The organism is Candidatus Anstonellales archaeon, assembly GCA_038869735.1.
Classification (GTDB): Archaea; Micrarchaeota; Micrarchaeia; order Anstonellales; family CG1-02-47-40; genus JAWCQO01.
In genome coordinates, this window is sequence record JAWCQO010000006.1 from 14,752 (window position 1) to 32,531 (window position 17,780).

At 40.9% G+C, this 17,780-nt stretch carries 21 protein-coding genes and 3 tRNA genes; 6 read left to right on the forward strand and 18 right to left on the reverse strand.

Annotated features, from left to right (window positions below; all coding sequences use genetic code 11):
• Positions 1-2,037, forward strand: a complete 2,037-nt coding sequence (locus QXF67_03120) for a hypothetical protein (GenBank protein ID MEM3060497.1) — start codon at positions 1-3, stop codon at positions 2,035-2,037.
• A gap of 114 nt (positions 2,038-2,151) precedes the next feature.
• Here the strand turns inward: QXF67_03120 and kae1 are convergent, their stop codons facing one another.
• Genes kae1 through QXF67_03145 form a run of 5 tightly spaced genes read right to left on the reverse strand, consistent with a single transcriptional unit; the run spans position 2,152 to position 4,903 of the window.
• Positions 2,152-3,108, reverse strand: coding sequence for a KEOPS complex N(6)-L-threonylcarbamoyladenine synthase Kae1 (gene kae1, locus QXF67_03125; protein ID MEM3060498.1), 957 nt, complete (start codon positions 3,106-3,108; stop codon positions 2,152-2,154).
• Between the two features lie 4 nt (positions 3,109-3,112).
• Positions 3,113-3,931 (reverse strand): type II CAAX endopeptidase family protein, encoded by an 819-nt coding sequence (locus tag QXF67_03130; GenBank protein MEM3060499.1) that lies wholly within the window; start codon positions 3,929-3,931, stop codon positions 3,113-3,115.
• Positions 3,932-3,973: 42 nt separating this feature from the next.
• A complete protein-coding gene (locus QXF67_03135; protein MEM3060500.1) occupies positions 3,974-4,135 on the reverse strand; it encodes a hypothetical protein in 162 nt (53 codons plus the stop codon).
• A 35-nt stretch (positions 4,136-4,170) separates the two neighbouring features.
• Positions 4,171-4,470, reverse strand: a complete 300-nt coding sequence (locus tag QXF67_03140; protein ID MEM3060501.1) for a hypothetical protein — start codon at positions 4,468-4,470, stop codon at positions 4,171-4,173.
• Positions 4,471-4,492: 22 nt separating this feature from the next.
• On the reverse strand, positions 4,493-4,903 hold the full coding sequence (locus tag QXF67_03145) for a translation initiation factor IF-5A (protein MEM3060502.1): 411 nt from the start codon (positions 4,901-4,903) through the stop codon (positions 4,493-4,495).
• A gap of 53 nt (positions 4,904-4,956) precedes the next feature.
• Between QXF67_03145 and QXF67_03150 the strand changes: the two genes are divergently transcribed.
• Both QXF67_03150 and QXF67_03155 read left to right on the forward strand, forming a co-directional pair.
• Positions 4,957-5,682, forward strand: a complete 726-nt coding sequence (locus QXF67_03150; protein ID MEM3060503.1) for a TatD family hydrolase — start codon at positions 4,957-4,959, stop codon at positions 5,680-5,682.
• A complete protein-coding gene (locus QXF67_03155) occupies positions 5,666-6,130 on the forward strand; it encodes a TIGR00288 family NYN domain-containing protein (protein ID MEM3060504.1) in 465 nt (154 codons plus the stop codon). Before QXF67_03150 ends, QXF67_03155 begins: the two co-directional genes overlap by 17 nt.
• Positions 6,131-6,141: 11 nt before the next feature.
• Here QXF67_03155 and QXF67_03160 read toward each other — a convergent pair.
• The 3 genes from QXF67_03160 to QXF67_03170 all read right to left on the reverse strand — a co-directional run bounded on the left by QXF67_03160 (position 6,142) and on the right by QXF67_03170 (position 7,358).
• Positions 6,142-6,268: transfer RNA gene (locus QXF67_03160), tRNA-Ala, on the reverse strand.
• 9 nt (positions 6,269-6,277) lie between these two features.
• Entirely contained in the window at positions 6,278-6,505 is a 228-nt protein-coding gene (locus QXF67_03165) for an LSM domain-containing protein (protein MEM3060505.1), read from the reverse strand.
• Between the two features lie 163 nt (positions 6,506-6,668).
• The gene (locus QXF67_03170) at positions 6,669-7,358 is read right to left on the reverse strand and encodes a hypothetical protein (GenBank protein ID MEM3060506.1); all 690 of its coding nucleotides are present in this window, start codon (positions 7,356-7,358) and stop codon (positions 6,669-6,671) included.
• 153 nt (positions 7,359-7,511) lie between these two features.
• Here QXF67_03170 and QXF67_03175 point away from each other — a divergent pair.
• Positions 7,512-7,624, forward strand: a tRNA-Gln gene (locus tag QXF67_03175).
• An 8-nt stretch (positions 7,625-7,632) separates the two neighbouring features.
• Here QXF67_03175 and QXF67_03180 read toward each other — a convergent pair.
• Complete coding sequence (locus QXF67_03180) at positions 7,633-9,090, reverse strand: hypothetical protein (protein ID MEM3060507.1); 1,458 nt, start codon at positions 9,088-9,090, stop codon at positions 7,633-7,635.
• Between the two features lie 126 nt (positions 9,091-9,216).
• Positions 9,217-9,320, reverse strand: a tRNA-Val gene (locus QXF67_03185).
• 228 nt (positions 9,321-9,548) lie between these two features.
• Here QXF67_03185 and cutA point away from each other — a divergent pair.
• Complete coding sequence (gene cutA, locus QXF67_03190) at positions 9,549-9,848, forward strand: divalent-cation tolerance protein CutA (protein ID MEM3060508.1); 300 nt, start codon at positions 9,549-9,551, stop codon at positions 9,846-9,848.
• Here the strand turns inward: cutA and QXF67_03195 are convergent.
• The 8 genes from QXF67_03195 to QXF67_03230 all read right to left on the reverse strand — a co-directional run bounded on the left by QXF67_03195 (position 9,845) and on the right by QXF67_03230 (position 16,953).
• Positions 9,845-10,249, reverse strand: coding sequence for a Zn-ribbon domain-containing OB-fold protein (locus QXF67_03195; protein MEM3060509.1), 405 nt, complete (start codon positions 10,247-10,249; stop codon positions 9,845-9,847). The genes cutA and QXF67_03195 overlap by 4 nt on opposite strands.
• Before the next feature lies 1 nt (position 10,250).
• Entirely contained in the window at positions 10,251-11,414 is a 1,164-nt protein-coding gene (locus tag QXF67_03200; protein ID MEM3060510.1) for a thiolase domain-containing protein, read from the reverse strand.
• Positions 11,415-11,474: 60 nt separating this feature from the next.
• Positions 11,475-12,521, reverse strand: coding sequence for a hydroxymethylglutaryl-CoA synthase (locus tag QXF67_03205; GenBank protein ID MEM3060511.1), 1,047 nt, complete (start codon positions 12,519-12,521; stop codon positions 11,475-11,477).
• Between the two features lie 43 nt (positions 12,522-12,564).
• Complete coding sequence (locus QXF67_03210; GenBank protein ID MEM3060512.1) at positions 12,565-13,248, reverse strand: helix-turn-helix domain-containing protein; 684 nt, start codon at positions 13,246-13,248, stop codon at positions 12,565-12,567.
• 70 nt (positions 13,249-13,318) lie between these two features.
• Complete coding sequence (locus QXF67_03215; protein ID MEM3060513.1) at positions 13,319-14,035, reverse strand: NAD(+)/NADH kinase; 717 nt, start codon at positions 14,033-14,035, stop codon at positions 13,319-13,321.
• A gap of 4 nt (positions 14,036-14,039) precedes the next feature.
• Positions 14,040-14,660 carry a PHP domain-containing protein gene (locus QXF67_03220; protein ID MEM3060514.1) on the reverse strand — a complete coding sequence of 207 codons (621 nt, stop codon included), beginning with the start codon at positions 14,658-14,660 and terminating at the stop codon, positions 14,040-14,042.
• A gap of 499 nt (positions 14,661-15,159) precedes the next feature.
• Complete coding sequence (dph5, locus tag QXF67_03225; GenBank protein ID MEM3060515.1) at positions 15,160-15,936, reverse strand: diphthine synthase; 777 nt, start codon at positions 15,934-15,936, stop codon at positions 15,160-15,162.
• A gap of 69 nt (positions 15,937-16,005) precedes the next feature.
• On the reverse strand, positions 16,006-16,953 hold the full coding sequence (locus tag QXF67_03230) for a DUF63 family protein (protein MEM3060516.1): 948 nt from the start codon (positions 16,951-16,953) through the stop codon (positions 16,006-16,008).
• A gap of 52 nt (positions 16,954-17,005) precedes the next feature.
• Here QXF67_03230 and QXF67_03235 point away from each other — a divergent pair, with 52 nt between their 5' ends.
• Positions 17,006-17,734 (forward strand): orotate phosphoribosyltransferase, encoded by a 729-nt coding sequence (locus QXF67_03235; GenBank protein ID MEM3060517.1) that lies wholly within the window; start codon positions 17,006-17,008, stop codon positions 17,732-17,734.
• Positions 17,735-17,780: the final 46 nt, after the last annotated feature.

The window sequence follows — 17,780 nt, forward strand, 5'->3', positions numbered from 1 at the left end:
ATGCTAAAGAAAGCTTTAATTTTACTATTAATTATCGTTCTTTTCGCCATTACTTCTATTTTTTTCTTTCAAGACAACGAAAAGGAACCAGCATTAAACAGAGAGGCTGAAGCTCTAATCCAACCTGCAGGATGCGGAATCGCAAATGCAGAAGGCTCTTATGCAGCATACTGCAATCTGCTGCTGGATTCACCCATCAACACGTCGATAACCGCAGGGGTGTTTCCAAAAGCCCCATCACGCGAAGTATACTTTTTTGAATATCCTCATATAGAATCAAAAGATTACGAGGCTTTAAACGATTACCTTAAAAAAAAGCTTTTTGGAACCGGGATATTCTTCTCATCTATTTCAGCCAACCGCCTCAACTCAGTTTCGGATTCAATACTCATAGTGCCTACCGGCGTATTTCCAAAACCCATCTATGAAAATATTCTGAATATCACAAGCAAGAGAAATGTTATCGTCTATTTAGGACTACCTCCTATCTATTTGCTAGAACAAGACGGCTCCATAGTCTCAAATCCAGAAAATGCCCTCTTGTTTAGTGGGAAAGAAAAATGGAACACTATACCATTGGGGGATTCATATATTTATTACTCTCCTCTTTCTCTTGACAAGTTCAACAGGGCCAAGGAAGCCGGCGAAGAGATTCTAAATGTCGTTTTGCGTCAGCCTTGGCTTGGAGGTACGTTTTATTCAATTACACTTCCCCCTACTCATAGCAAAAAGACAATATTTTTTCCATCCCAGTTTTCAGAAGGATACTTGCGGCTCTTCTCTTTCACTCCCTCCAACACCTTTCTTTTGGACGAAAAAGCAAAAAAGCCACCAGGCAATCTTCTCCATTCAAAAGTTTCAGCTGCTTCAAAAGAACTTGAACTTCAAGCAGCAATAAATAGAACCTTCTCGTCTTCAGTTTTTCTGTCTTTTTCACTTTCTATTATAAAAGATGGCGTTGAAGTATTTCGCACAAATATCGGAAATGCGAGCATGAGGGAGATATGGTTCAGGACATTTCCACTTCAAGTAGACCTTCAACCAGGAGACTATCTTCTTATAATTCATGACCAATACATGCAAACGCACACCAAGTCCTATCTTCACGTAAAAAATATAACCGTAAGCTACTTTCCCTATCAAGAAGGCTTATACTCTTTCCTCGTTTCTGAGGACGGAAAACCAATGAGCGATACCTATGCAGAAGTCTACGTTGATAATGCAACATATCTTGGAAGGCATCCTATCGTTGGGGGGACAATACGCCTTTCTCCAACCAGCATGGATAAGACTAGAGAACACAACTTTAGATTTAAGATAGAAGGAAAGGAGATACTAACCAAAGCAGAACCGCCCCACAGTGTCTTTTCATTTTATTCAACTTACGGCTTACCAGCCCTTCTCTTAATTATTGGAATTTACCTTTTTTTTAAGAGAAGGGGAGAGAGACTTGTAGTTGTTTTCCCAGATGTCAAACACTCACTTCAACAAACCGTGCGAATCACAAAAGGAGAAGCATTGGAAGCCATAAACTCAGCCCATAGTAACTTTCCATCTCCATTCCTCGGGCTGACACTACAGGATATCCGAAGGGCCCTCCAAGAAAGGATGCGTCTAAAAGGTAAAGATGTTATCTTCTCTGATGAAAACGTACTTGAAATCCTAAATTCCCTTGCTTCTGAAGGTAAAGTAAGAAACTATCTGGACCATTATGTTATGCACCAAGCAGACCCAAAACGCTCCTCCATGCTTCGCACTGCCTACGACTTCCTCCTCTCATCAGGTAAGAAATTCAAAATAAAAAAAGATGGGTCTATAGTTTGTGGTGAAGATACAATTGAAATTCACACAAACACATGCATACCAAAACTTCCACAACGAGGGAGGCTCATACTCCTTTTTGAAAGTGAACAAGAAATGGAAGAGTTTAAAGGTCAACTCCGTGGAGGAGAAAAAGAGCTGTTAGCGCTATCGTTAGCCCTAAGGTCAGGCAAGCTACTACTCTCTACCATCTTAAACGTAACTGAAATATTATGATTTCGAAATATTACTGCTCCTCAACCCTTGCCAATTTTCATTATGTAATTTACATAGGTCACGTAGGAGTAGGGTTACAAAACTACACGCCCCCCCAAAAAAAACAACATTTGATTATGGGGAATCTATCCTCCAATTCTGCCGTGGGATACACTCGCTAAACTCCATCCTTTTACCGCTTAAAAAGTCAAGCATCCCGACATACGCAATCATCGCCCCATTGTCTGCATTATACTCGTTCCTCGCAACACCAAATCTAACTTGCTGGCCTCTGCACATGGCATATAGCATACTCTGTAATTTCTTATTTTGAGCAACTCCACCACAAACTATAAACTCCTTCTTTCCTGTAAGGCACAACGCTCTCTCGCATGCCTCGCACAACACTGCAAATGAGGTCTCCATAAGAGATTTGCATATGTCCTCTTTTTTTGCCTTACCAATCAACCTTTTTGCGTGGGTTAGAAGACCGGAAAAAGAAAAATTCATACCCTTAATTACATATGGCATGGAAATGAACTCCCCTCCTTCTCCAAGTTTCTCTATAACCGAGCCATGAGCTTTTTCTCCAAGTTCGCGTGCAAAAACATCAAACAGATTCCCAATCCCAATATCAAGCGTCTCTCCCAATATTCGATATCTTTGCCCTTGACGGATAATAATCTGTGTGTTGCCGCCACTCACATAAAGAACCAGTGGATCAGAAAATCCAGTTTCAAATTTACTTATCTCCACGTGTCCTCTACAATGATTTACTCCTAACAGCGGTTTTTCATACTTCCTTGCCAGGTATCTTGCAGCAATACATGAAATCCTAAGCGTCTGCCCAATTCCTGGACCTTGCGAAAATGAAAATACGTCTATATCCTCAAGTCCCACCCCTGCCTTCTTCAATCCCTCCGCAATCACCATCTTTATATTCTGCTGGTGAAAGTCAGCAGCCTCTCGTGGCATTATTCCCTCACCAGCCGGTGGTCTGTAGACCGAAAGAGAGTTTGCAAGGATCTCCTTCTCACTAACTACGCCTACGCCAATGGTATGAGCCGTGCTTTCGATGCCTAGGCAAAACATAGATTCAAAGGCTCCCTCCTGCTAACACACGTATATATATTATTGCAGTCAGGTTAAAAATTCCATGCGCTATAACCGCAGGATAAAGGCTATTTGTTTTTTCAACCATTCTGCACAAGAAGGCACCCAAAAAGAACGTAACAACCAATTCAGCAGCAGAACCATATATTAAATGTGAAATTGAAAAAACTGCGCTTGAAACCACCAGCCCAAAATGTCTATATAAGAAGCCTCTAAACAAAATTTCCTCAGACAGAGGAGACAGGACGATCGCCGCCAAAATAATATGGACTGGAAACTGTGAGACTTTTTCCTGTATTTTGTTCTGATCGTTTATTCCAATAACACTCAAAAGAAGCGATATAAAAAACGAAATTATAAACATCTGTATGGCTCCACTGATACCATTTAAAATTACACCGGTCCACTTTACTCTTAATTCAAGACCAAGCAAAGCGATAGATTCTGCAATGCTCCTGCCTTCAGACAAGTAGTAGTAAAGCGGAATAGCCATAAAAACAACCATAATCAAAAGGTCAGTGAAAAATAACCCAACCTTATGGATTCCGCTCATAGCAACAAAGAATATAATTGAAAGAATAACAGACCTCCATCCATGTCTTTTCGACAGCCACAATATAAGAAGAAAAGCAACAGAAAAAAATAAAATGACAAAAAAAAGATTCTCGTTACTTACTTCTTCTGCATCCAAAACTCCTAAAATAACTCCAGAACTAAAGGCAATGTATGAAATTATAAACGCTGCCAAGAATTTAACAAGCAAGATATGGTCTTTTTTCTTTGCATAAATCTCAATTTTCACTTAATTCACTTAATTTGCTATTTTTGTAATCAAATTCAGAAATCAAACACGCTCAAAATAGCCGCAGTTGCCACAGGAGCGCCTATCCTTGTGCTGAGCAAGTCTCTTTTTAGGCCCGCATTTTGGACAAGTCTTATCAGGATGAGAATACTGCTTAAAAGCTTTCTTTGCCGACCCTTTTTCATTGCCTTTAGCCACAGCCATCAACTTTTTTTATTATTTCTTTATTCTTTCGCCTCTCATTTTTCCTTAACTTCTTTTTCCTTGACAGTTCCCCTCTTTATGAGATATGCAGGCTCCACAACCTTTAACACTTCTCTATCAGAATAAATGTTTGCGGTTCCCTGAAATTTGTGGCTTCCATAAACATTTACTATCCTTTTTATTACTATATTCTCAACATCAACCGCAAATTTCCTTGCAAGAGCTTCCAACACTTCCTTTCTACTGGCCGTTTTTCCTTCTGTTGCACCTTCAAATTCTATTTCCCTTCTTCCAATGCTTTTATTTTCCCGTTCATTTTTCACTAAAATGTCCATCTGGACACCTCAAAACCAAAAACTATTCTCCCTTCACCCTTATGATGGCTCTCTTTCCAAGGGCTTCCATTATCTCGCATTCGCGCCCAGCTTCAACCTTTCCTGCAAGTTCCTGCGGAATCGGCAATTCATAAGTTTCAAATGTCTCAATATCCATAAGCTGTGCAATATTACCGCTCACCGCTATAATCTGAGCGCTCCTTCTCTCGATTATAGGAACCTCAACGTCTGCATCTGAAGGTGTAAGAAGGGTCTTTTTCTGCCCATCAAATATGCCAATCCCAACTACCCTCATCTTTGCTGCGCCATGCTTTCCCGGTTTTGATGAATCTATACTAACAACTCTACACGGCACTCCGTCTATAATTACGTATTTTCCTTCCTTTAATTCCTTTGCGCTTGAAAAAACCTTACTCATAACAGTTCCCTTCATAGCCGAAAAAGACAGGAAAGTTTATATGAGATAGAGTTTTTAAATCAGCCTGTATGCTAGTAGACGCTCACTGTCATCTTGACTCATTTGACAAGATAGATGTTCCACAAGAGATTATTGCAATCACTTCCGGCTATTCTCATGAAGCCAACCAAAAATCTGTCGAAATAGCAAAGAAGCATAAAAACATTTTCTATTCATTGGGAATAAGCCCTCAAATTGCGCAAAGAACAGAGGACCTTGAAGGAATGCTCCCGCAATGGCAGAACTTTATAAAAATCTCCAATCCAATTGCGGTTGGTGAGATAGGTCTTGACTTCCATTGGGCAAAAAGAGATGAAGAAAAACAAAAGCAGCGAAAATGTTTTCATTCGATGCTTGAGCTTGCAGAAAATTTATCCGTGCCAGTTGTATTTCATTGCAGGGAAGCATTCGATGAGCTGCTTTCAACTATTCGTTCTTATAACATAACCTCCTTTATGTTACACTGCTTCTCCGGCTCAGAAAAAGATGCGATGGAAGCAATTGAGCTTGGTGGATTAATTTCAATTCCTCCTATCCCTTCAACCGGAAGGAAAAAAGCAATAAAGCGAGCTGGCGAGGGTCACGTTCTTGCAGAAACTGACGCTCCCTATCTCGGCAGGACACTTAATGATATTAAAGTATCGCTTAGAATAATAAGCAACTCACTTAACATAAGCGAGGAGGAAGCAGGTAAAAAAACTGCTCAGAATGCAATTTCATTTTTTGGAATTGATGAACATGTCCAACGTCATTAAAACCCTTTCACAGCTTCTTTCTCAAAAGAAAAAGGAAAAAAGCATAGCATTGTTTGTAGATGGGCCAAACGTAATACGGCGAGATGTGAAGCTCGACTTAGTCAGCATAAGAAAGCAGTTAGAACGGTATGGGCAGATAAAAATCGCAAAAGTCTTCCTTGACCAGTATGCCTCCGACAAGCTAATCGAAGCGATGACAAATCAAGGATTCGAACCAATAATAACAACTGGGGACGTGGACGTTACGATGGCCGTAGAAGCCGTACAGCAGATTTTCAACCCTAAAATACATATAATAGCTCTTATGACTCGTGACATAGACTTTAGGCCAGTTCTTGTAAAGGCAAAAGAGCTAGGCAAAGAAACTATAATAATAGGAGCAGACCCCGGGTTTTCTGTTGCTCTCAAAAACACAGCAGATATTGTTATAACCACGCAGCTTCCTTAAATTCAAAAAAATGGACTCGGGGGGATTTACGAGAGGCCCAATACAAAGTAAGGCCTGTATTCGAACCCCCAGCCTCCTGCATTATGGGGTAGCGTTTTTCCCTGCCATGCAGGCGCGCTACCATTGCGCCACAAGCCCATCTACGTGTTATTTTGAAGGCATTATATAAACAACCGTATCTCCACGGAGAAGAATTGTTCCAACACCCCTCTTTACATTGCCGTTTTCAAGTTCTTCTCCCTTCTCAAGTACAATGTTCATATGGACGTCATATGCTACCATAATACCTCGAAATTCTTTTCCTCCTTTGAGCCCAACAACAACTGTGTTTTGAAGAGCACTATTAAGCACATCAAATGGCCTTTTTTCAGTCATTGCTTTCTACCTCCTCCCTCCGCCGCTTCTTTTCTTTCTTTTCAGATTTTAGAAATAGGATATATGCTTTATAGTATTTAAAAAATGAATTGAGGGAAAAGGACGGTTACCTCCCATTCCCTTTCCTCTAACCCTTTTCTCTATTTAGTTATATAGACACTTATTAAAGCCAGTGTTCAAACTTTGACTTTTTCTTTTTTGCAATCTCTGCCACTGCATCCTTAAAGCCAAGTCCTATTGCGATTGCTCCCCCAAGACCAACTGCAAGGGCAATTGCACCTATCGCAAGCTGGAAAGAAGTTGTAAGAAGCTCAACTGAAACATCCGGTATCAGAAGTGGCAACGCCATCACCAAAGCATTGTAAGCTATAAACACTTTAATGCCTACACCAAGAAGGTTCAAAAAAGGGACATGCTTTGCTCTGGTCAGGTTGTCCGTAACATAATCAGCTGCAATAAGCGCAACTGCAAGCACAACTACTCCTTGCGTAAAGGAGTAAATATATCCTCCAGCCCAATCAGCAATGGCCACGAGTGTTGGAACACCAGCGACGTCAGCTGCAATTCCAAGAAATGCAACCATAACCGCAAGTCCAAGCAGGAGAGATAACAAGGATGTTGCTGTAAAGCCAAACAAGGCATCATGAATCCCATGCATTGCAAGAAACTTCTCAAACTTAATCTGCAAAAGAGCTTTTTTAAGTACAAAGACAAGTGCGCGCGCAACTATATATCCGATTGAGAGTATAATGAGGACGAGAAGCGCTGCAACTACCCCCTCAACAATATTTGTTACAAAATCTACTCCTGAATTCGCAAGCCTCAAATAAAGCTCGCCATATTCAACAGCCATTATCATCACCAAGGATAATTTTATTATATATTTTATAAATTTTTCTCTTTATCTATCCCTATCCATCCTACTAAAGTTTAACTCATAAACCCATCTTGTACCTCTCCACACCAGTTCCATATTTAAAGCTCTCCAAGAATATTATCTTCAAATAGCCCCATCGTATAGTGGTCAAATCCTACTACTTCGGAGACCAAGTACGTCGGGCTCTGGAATAAAGCCTGTGGAGAAACCCGAAAACATCGGTTCGAATCCGATTGGGGCTATTTTATTCTTACTTCTTTTCTTCAACTACAAGTGCGCTCCACCAAGGTTTCTCTTCCTTTAAGATATCGCTGGTGTTTGCATCAACCACAAATGTGCGACTAACTTTTATCGGAATCAATCCCAAAAGCTTTCCGTCTTTCTCTGCATCAACGACATAGGCTGCTTTCTTCTCATCCTCAACTATTCTTATTTTCTTTGGACTAATTCCAAGTTTGTTTGCTACTTCAAAGGGCGAAACCTTTACTTCTCCCTCCCCAACCTTTATGGCATTCTGGGAAAGAACTATTTTTTGAACTTCAGCCTCCACTCCTCTATCGCTGACTAAAACTTTATCAGATACAGGTTTTATCTCAACTTTGCTCTTTTTGCTGACATTTGCTTCAACCACCTTTCCCTCTGCCTTAACTTCAACTTTTCCTGCCTTTAGTACCTTTGGTGAGATTTCAATTTCCTCAACTATTTCTCCAACTTCAGAGGCTTCTATTTTCTTTTTTCTTTCAAGAAGCTCTTCAATAAGTTTGTCTATCTCACTTCTAAGGCTGCGGAGAGACTTTATCTGCTCATCCAAATTGCTATTCTCCTTAGTAATTACAGACGCAATTTTATTTTTGTAATAGCTCACTATCTCTTTACCGCTATCTGGAGCTACTGGCTTTATTGGTTCATATTCCTCGCTACCGCCAATCTCAGCAACTTTCTCCTTTTGAAGCTCACATTTCTCTTTAAGCTTATCCATTCCCTCATCCAATTTCTCTAGTATTTCTATAACTTTTTCCTTGTTAAGATCCGCCTCCCGCATTTTGTCTTCACTTGCAAGCATATCTTCATAAACCATTCTCTTTTTCTGCCACGCCTCAAGTTCTGCGCAGTACCCAACTCCAATTCTTCTGGCTACATCAGAAACCTTCTCTCCGCTTCCACTTTCCCTTGCCACCTCAGATACTATACTACCGGGTCTACCGGGTTCCTCCCCCCTTTCATTTTCCTTAATTTTCGCTGCAAGGCACATCTCCTTTCTTTTTACTATCTCCTTTTTGAGTTCAACTACTTTTTGATTAATCTCTCTCGCTGTCTTCTCATCATTTTTGCCTATAGCTTCTAAGTACTCCTTTTCATACATCATTATCTTTTTCACCATCTCCTCATTAACCACACCATCTTCGCACCTTTTTATCAGCGCTCCAATATTGGAGACACTTCTGCTTGTCCCATCCATTCTGTTTATTGTAGCATTCACAGATGGAAGGGGTTTTGGAAAAACAGGCGCATCTCTAATGGTTTTGTTTGTTCTGTCTGTCGCTACGTCCGATTCATTAAGTATAATCAGCTTAACTGCATAATCGCCCCTCTCTATTCTATAAGGGGCGGCTGCCGGCTGCACATTCCCCCCTCCATAATACTGGGCAAAAATTGAGAAAGAAAATAAAAAAGCAAGGAACACAAAAACAACCATCCTCAGTTTCATAGTCGAATCACCCCAATTCTTCCAAACATCAATCTCTGCCTTGCAAAAACTCAGTCCTTGTCGTTTTAGATGTTTTTAATTCTTCCTCCCTCATCCAAACTTTTAAAAAACTTATTTTCAGCAATGTGGGCCCACCCAGATTTTCGTCAAAACTCCGCAAGGAGATTTTGCTTCGAACTGGGGATATTCACCGTGTAAGGGTGACGTCTTAACCACTAGACCATGGGCCCTACCTCAACCTTTACTTTTCCTATTTCCACCACTTCCTTCCGTATCATTTCTTCTTACTCTAAAATATAAATAAATCAATTATAAATAAAAAAATAAATATAAATAAATCTAAATAAAATCACGTTAAGAAAACAAAATAAACAAACAAAAAACATCAACCCTTATTAGATAGAATGAAGTAAATAAAGGGCAAAGTATTTAATCTTCCTTATCATTCACTCCTTTCTATGCTTCTGGTTTTCTCTACGTACCCCTCAAAAACACATGCAAAAAAAGCCGCGTTGAGCCTTATCCGCAAAAGACTTGTTGCATGCGCAAACATATATGCAATCGAATCGCTTTATATGTGGAAAGGAAAAATGCACAATGAAAAAGAATGGGTGCTGGAACTAAAAACTGCTAAGAAAAATTACTCTCTTGTCAAGAAAGAGTTAATTAGTAATCATCCATACGAGCTACCGGCTTTCTATGCGTCCGAGGTACTGTCAGACAAAAAATTTGAAAAGTGGGTCAGCAAGCCCCGCTAACTTTTTATTAACCTAAACTTAAATCCGTAATGTATTATGCCCTCCTCTCCTTCCTCATAAATTTTTCTAAATACCATCTCTACGGGTAAGCCAATCTTTACTTCTTCTTCGTTACAGTCTACTATCTGTGCAGTCAGTTTTGGTCCTTCATCAAGTTCCACTATGGCTAGAATATAGGGTGCGTCCAACTCGAAACCTTCAGGAGCGATGCACACTTTAGTGTAGGTATAAATTCTGCCTTTGCCGGAATATCTCTTTTCTTTTAGCTTACCTCTCCTTCTGCAGTTAGGGCAAATCTTCCGTGGTGGAAAAAAATTTTCAGAGCAATTTTCGCAAAAATTCCCAATTAGGCAATATCTTTCGGGAATCCTCCTCCATCCAAGGGCAATCGCTTCCTCCATCTTATACCTCCTTTCCAAATATGTGTACAACAGCAGTAGCCCCACTTCCGCCTACATTGTGTGTCATTCCTATTTTTGCATCTTTTACCTGCCTTCCTCCAGCCTGACCTCTCAACTGCCACACAACCTCAACAACCTGCTTTACTCCAGTGGCCCCAACAGGGTGTCCACATCCTTTCAAACCCCCAGAAGTATTTACAGGAATCTCTCCATTTAGCGCAGTTTTACCTTCAGCACTTGCCTTTCCTCCCTCACCTTTTTTGAAGAATCCAATATCCTCTATTGCCGCTATTTCAGCGATTGTAAAGCAATCATGTACCTCAGCCACATCTATATCTTTTGGAGACAGCTTTGCCTGTTCAAAGGCTTTCTTGGCCGCTATTTTAGTTGCTCTTATTTCTGTCAGGCTTTTTCTTGAATGGAGGGCAATCGTGTCGGAAGCTTGCGCAGAAGCAAGCACACGTATCGGCGTTTCGGCGTACCTTCGTGCTTTTTCAAGAGGCATTAGCACAACTGCCGCTGCTCCATCCGTAATTGGGGAACAATCAAAAACCTTTAGCGGCGAAGCAACAACTTTTGATGATAAAACCGTCTGGATATCTATCTCCTTTTGGAATTGCGCATAGGGGTTCCTTGCTGCATTGTAGTGGTTTTTTACTGCTACTGAAGCCATTTCCTCCTCAGTTGTCCCGTACTCATGCATATGCCTTCTTGCCATAAGGGCATAAAGACTTGGAAAAGTGGCTCCCATGAACAGCTCCCATTCCTGATCACCTGCCCCACCCAAAATATTTGATACTGCCTCTTGTGGCACGTCCGTCATTTTTTCTGCCCCTCCAACCACCACACAATCATGCATACCGGATGCTACTGCCATATATCCTTGTCTAAACGCAACGCCACCTGAAGCGCAAGCTGCCTCAACCCGAGTCGAGGAAATAGGCGTTAATCCCATAAAATCAGCAATAAGAGCTCCAACATGTTCCTGTCCAACAAGAGTGCCAGCTGCCATTGTCCCTACATAAATCCCGTCTATCTCCTCTCCTCTTACGTTTGCATCTTCAAGTGCTCTTCTTCCTGCTTCTATTATAAGTTCCCTAAAACTCCGTCCCCATTCCTCTCCAAATTTGCTCATTCCAACTCCGACTACAGCAACTTCTCTCATAATTATTCCTCTTTTTTTATCTTCCCTTTGCTCTCAGTCTCCTATGCTTCTAGCAAGTTTTTATATCCCCTTAAGCTTCCTTCTATGCTTCACGTATTTCCCGTAGCTTATGTATTCTACGCTTTCTAAAAATTTTGAAAGCGGGCAACCTCTTTTCCTTGCTTCTTCTATCCTCTCTGTAACTCTAATTGAAAACGCGTCGCTTCCAGCTCCAGAACCAAATGAAGTAAGAAGAATAGTTTCGCTTGGCTTTGCCCGGTCCAGTACATTTGCAAGTCCCATAAGTGACGCTGCCGAATAAGTGTTTCCGATTTTTGGAGAAAGGAGCCCTACTTCTAATTTCTTTTCCTCAATCCCAAGCTTTCGCGCAGCTTCTCGCGGAAATTTTCCATTTGGTTGATGGAAGATAACATAATCATAATCCTTCGCAAGCGTACCGGTTTTTTCAAAAAGCATCTGCGTAGCACTTATGACATGTCTAAAATATGCAGGTGTACCTGTAAATCTTCCCCCATGTTGTGGAAATTCAGCATGTTGTCGCCTCCAAAAGTCAGGCGTATCGGTTGTAAATGATACCGTTTCCTCTATCTCCGCAACAACCTCTTCCTTCTTATCCCCAATAATATATGCAGCTGCGCCAGAAGCAGCAGTATACTCAAGTGCATCTCCGGGCCTTCCCTGTGCAGTATCAGTTCCAATAGCAAGACCATATCTAATCATTCTTGATTTCACAAGTCCCATACAGCACTGTATTCCTGCAGTACCAGCCTTGCAAGCAAATTCCAAATCTGCACACATAACTGCATTTGGCGCTCCAATAGCCTGAGCAACTACTGTTGCTGTTGGTTTGACAGCATAAGGGTGCGATTCGCTTCCAACATAAACTGACCCGATCTCGGTTGCAGAAATTCCTGCGCGGGATAGGGCAATTCTGCTAGCTTCTACAGCCATTGTTGCTGCGTCCTCATCTGTTCCAGGTACAGCCTTTTCCTCAACACCAAGTCCGCTTCTTACCCTCCACCCTTCTTCTCCCCATACAGAAGCAATTTCATCAACCCTTATGCGGTATCTTGGAACGTATGCCCCCCATCCGACTATTCCGACCATAAGACCAACCTTATAATTGCATAAGTAAGTTTAAGCTTTAAGTTTAGAGTTTTCCAAGTCTCTCCTTTATCTTATTTATTCCCATATCAGTTGTTATTAGCGGTATCTGTTCTCGCTCCGCAATCTTTATTGCGAGCTTGTCCACAGTCTCAAGTTCGTGCAACACCACAACTGACGGCTTCATACTGCTCACTCGTATTACTACCATTGGGCTCCGACCGGTCGACACCTCCTTAAAGATGAATGCCCGCTCGCTCATCCGGCCATAAAGCTTTGGAAATTCAGTATAGGGCATTTCTAATATCACTTTTATTGAGTCAAGGATGGTGTAGCCATAAATCTTCTTTGAAGCAGCAGCCTCCTTTGCTGCCACAATCTCACCTTTAATCTTTGTTGCAAATTCACTTGCCGACACTCCAGTTGAAAACTCATGAAGTTCGTAAAACTCTTCTTCTCTCCCCTTTTTATCCACAAGCTTTGAGGCAACTGGGCTACCCCTTTCCTTATCAATCCTTATGAGAGCATCCACAAACCGTTTTATGATTGCAGTGCCCGGCGACTTTCTTCTGTTTCCCTCATAATCAGAAATCGTTGAGGGGCGTATTCCAAGAGTTTCTCCAAGCTCGACTTGTGTTATTCCAAATATCTCCCGCCACTTTTTCATCGTACCGCCGGGAGTTTCTGAAAGAGCAATCTCGCCTGCAATAGTTGTTTTTAGTTTTTCCATAAAAACAACTAAGTCTTGTGCACGCACCATATTTTAAATTTATCGTATTCTAGTTCGTCAAACGTCTATCTCAACCAATCGAAAACAACCGAGCCTTTCGCTTACTTTTCCATACCTCTACCCGACTTTTTCTTTTTAGTCTATAGACAAACTGGCCATCAATGACCGCGTGAGCATCGCATTCAGACCTTATTTCAAGAGTGCAAACATCGTTTTCGCTTACTATAAGCGGAGTAAACGCTCTCCTAAAAGGTGCAATCGCAACGACTTCATACTCCATCGCGGTTTTCTCAAGCTCTATACCACCGCAAGAATAAGCATATGCGCTTGAGCCGGTCGGAGTTGAAAAAATCACCCCATCAGCACGAAATTCAAACTCCTTCTTTCCAGCAACCAACTTCAGCTCTAAAATTCTATGTGCCCTATTCCTAACCACCACTTCATTTAGGGCGTCTTTCATCCTCTTATCATCAAGACGAGATGAAAGCATCATCCTTTCTTCTATCCGACCAGAATAAACTGCCTGTTTGAGTGCATCTTTCCAGTTTTCTGCCCTAGCCTGACAGATAAAACTCTTCTCTGACCCAATTCCAAATATAGGAGCATCAAACCTGTCTTTGTTGTACAATATGGTACCATCGCCTGAGACAGTCACAAGCATGTCTGCCTTTTTTTTATTGACAATTCTTACTCCAAGCTCACTCAAAAAGCGTTCTACCTCTTTTCTTATTCTTGTTGCCTCCTTTTTTCGTGGGTTGGATACAACAACAGCTTCCCTTACTTTCATCTCATCACTCCAATTTTACAAACCTACGCAGGCGCATGGCATACCTGAGAGGAATGCTTGATGGCTTCGTGCTCCACACTGCTCGATAATCCTGCGTTTTTATGGATTTTATTATACTCTCCTCGTCCAAATCACAGTTTAGGACAGTGTAAGCATTTCCTACTTCTGCAGCACAATGCGCATCACTACCTCCAACCCCATGCCTATTTTTTATTATATTTCGTATGTTGTTAACAAAATTTCTGCCGTTGAACCTTTCTATTGCGTCAAATCCGAATTCATCAGCAAGGTCACCTACGCTATCTTGCCTTAGTGCGTACGGGTGTGCAGCAATCGTAATCCCCCCAAGCCCTCTCACCTCTCTGACTAATCTCCTTGCATCAATGCCAGCTTGAAACTGCTTCTTAACACCATAAACCAATACATGTCCCTGCAGTGTCGATACTTCTTGCCCGTAAATAATAAGTACAGAGCCTATTTTTTTTCTTCCTGAAGAGAGGTAGTTGTGGTCAGAGACACCTATTGCATCAAGCCCCCTTTTGCCAGCAGAGATAGCCAATTCTTTTATGCTACACGTTCCATCGGGAGAATTATTCGAATGGGTGTGCAAATCAACTTTAATCATAACATAAATGAGCAAACCTACAAATAAAAGCGTAATTGGTATATATCTTTTCAATAAGAGATATAACCCCCATTACCTATATCTGCTCATCTCTGGTCCCTATCTCTGTCTATGCTCTTCTGGTCAAGCAGTCATTCTCAGAACACACTTGAACTTAAAAGGCTCTAAAATACCATTTCGCATTTTACTCATAAGATAAATTTTTATCTGATGCATTCAGCTCAAGTCCTCGTACATCTCTTTGCAAATCACTTCAATTTTTCAACCAAAAATTAGCTAAAGAAGCTAAAGACTTTGCAGACAGCTATTAGAGTCCTTCCCCACCGCACATGTCATTATCCAAGATTGGTATATCCAAAAATCAAACCTTGGAGATTTTCAGGTTTCTTATAGTCTTCCACGCTTGCTCCCGCACAAGCTCTGCTTCGTCTTTCTTTTCTTTCATTATGGTCTTTTCTGCCGGCATAACCTAACTTTTGTATTTCCTGCTTAAAATACATTACTCTACAAACCATGGTTCAAAAAAGTTACGTAAAAACTCCTCCTCTAAAAAATGCAGAGAAGCAGGAATAATCAAAGCTGATGGAAGCCCATCTTGCTCATTTCCATTAACGAGAGCAGAAACTGAGGCAAATATTAGCCTTTTGTTCTGTCTTCCAATGTTCGAAAGCAAAAGTACTTTTGTCTGGTCGGTTATTACACCGCGCCTTTTTTCTTTTTCCATCTCAAGAAGTTCTAACAAAGCTTCTTTTGGTGTTAGGTGCTCTCCACTTTCATCTAAATCCAGGAGAACAAGGGTATGAAGATTCCGTGCCAAATTCTCTGAAATAAAATCATATGGCGAAGTTGGGCGGTAGTTTCCAGTCCATTTTGGTATGCTCACCAGTCTTCCAAACCTCGAAACCTGCAAACCCGATTCCCCTACTGCAGCCGTGATTATGCTTGAAGCATGTACAACGCTTGTTTCAATTCCTCTCTTTTTGGCAGCAATCAAGAGAGAAACGTGTGTTGTTGCAATCAATGGGTCTCCTCCAACAATAAGTGCTACGTCCTTTTTATCTGCTTCTTCAAGAATGATTCTTTCATCTTCAACTTCTTTCCTGCAAAGAATCCTTATTTTCTTTTTTATAATCTTCTCCACCTTTGCACATGTATCCCTCCCTATCATATCAGTGTAAGCTTCCAAAAAAACTTTATCGCATCGCTTGAGCGCCTCTATTCCCTCAAGAGTCAGTCCTTCATATCCTCCAAGCCCCAGACCAACCAGATACAACATTCCATCACCACCGCTTTTAGTTCTTCTAAAATCATCTTTTCATTAACTCCGGCAGATATTTCATCCAAATTAGCTTCCAGTCATCATTCTTAAAATATCCCTGAAGCCGGGCGCAAGTCCAAAGAGAATCATAAAAAGCAGAATATACCTTAACTCTTCATCGTTCTTAATCTCTCTTGACAAAAAATAAACAGCAGCGCTTGCAAGCAGTGCCTTTGCCAAAAAATAAAAGAAGAATCCAAAGCCAGTAAATGAAAAAGCCTCACCAATAAATTTTGAAACTACATGCTGTTCAAAATAGCACCTGCCAAAGTTTAGGCAAGCAGGTTCAAATTTATTAAAAAGGTCCATTGCAACAAATGTCGCAGCACCATCAAGTGCATGCGCGCCAATGGAGAGATAAGCTAGAAACTCATCTACAAAAAGAGCGCTGTACCGTAATTTCAAAAACATCACATAGGAAGCGATAAGGGCAAGAATCAGAGCAAGAACTCCATAAATATAGTATTTTATCATCGGCGCAAGCAAAAGAAAATGCCAGATGAAGAGTACAAAACCAACATATTTTGCAACTTGAGGCTTTCTGCAAAGTCTGCACGCAAGAAGAGTTATAAGAAACAACCCCCCAACAACAAAGTAAATTCCTGGAGAATGAAGCGCAATGATTATGTCCAATGGTCCAGAAACGTAGCGATAATCATAAAGATGCAAGGAAAGGATAACAGAATAGACGCCTGAAATCAGAGCTGTTGGGCTTGCATTTATATAACTCTTCATTGTGCCAGTATCAACCGAATCTGACACGACCCTCAACGCCGAGCCAAAAAGAATGAAGGATAGAACTGCAAGGGAGAATTCCCTATCAACCTTAATCCTAAAACGTTGTAGGCCCATATAAATTAAGTAAATCAAAAAAAGAGCCAAGAGCGCATAAGCCAGGGTATTTATCTGATTGTACCCCTCATGATAGTTGATAGGGTCAAGAAAATATTTTTTAAAAAAATCTTCAAGTGCCACATCTAATCTTTCTATGCCAAATACTTTAAAATTCACCTGCAATTAATATGATGTGGGTGGTCCTCTGGAAGAATACAAAAAAGCATTTGTAGATTTTCTGCTAAACTCCCAAGCCTTAAAATTTGGAAGTTTTACTTTGAAATCTGGTCGGGTTTCACCTTACTTTTTTTCTACCTCAGCATTCTACTCAGCCTCATCTACAGTTAAGCTTGCAGAGTTTTATGCCGACGCAATTCATTCTTCAATCTCTGATGACTTTGATATAGTTTTCGGACCATCATACAAGGGAATCCCTCTTGCCGTTTCTGTGTGTTCTGCACTATATCAAAAATTTGGGTTGGATAAGAAGTGGTGCTTTGATAGAAAAGAAGCAAAGACATATGGAGATGCAACTCCCTCCTCAAACCCAAATCTTTCATACTGGAGCGGGCAGCAAAGGCAAAGCTCTTCGGAGCTTCTTGTCGGTGCACTTCTATATGACTGGGCAAAAGTACTGCTCGTAGATGACGTTTTTACAACAGGAAAAGCTAAGGAAGAGGTCATCGCAAAGTTAAATAGAGAAGCAAGGATAACCCTCAGCGGCGTTTTTATAGCTTTCGACCGGCAAGAGAAAACCAACGACGGAAAAAATGCAATACGCGAATTTGAGCAGAAATACAGAACAAAAGTCTATTCAATAATCACCGCAGAAGAAGCTTTTGAGTACTTAAAAGAATCAGGAAAAATATCAAATTCTGAATACCAGCGCTTTTTAGATTACAAATCAACATATGGACTTTAATTTTGCATAGGGGTTTAACCACCTATCAAAGCAACCAGACAGCCAA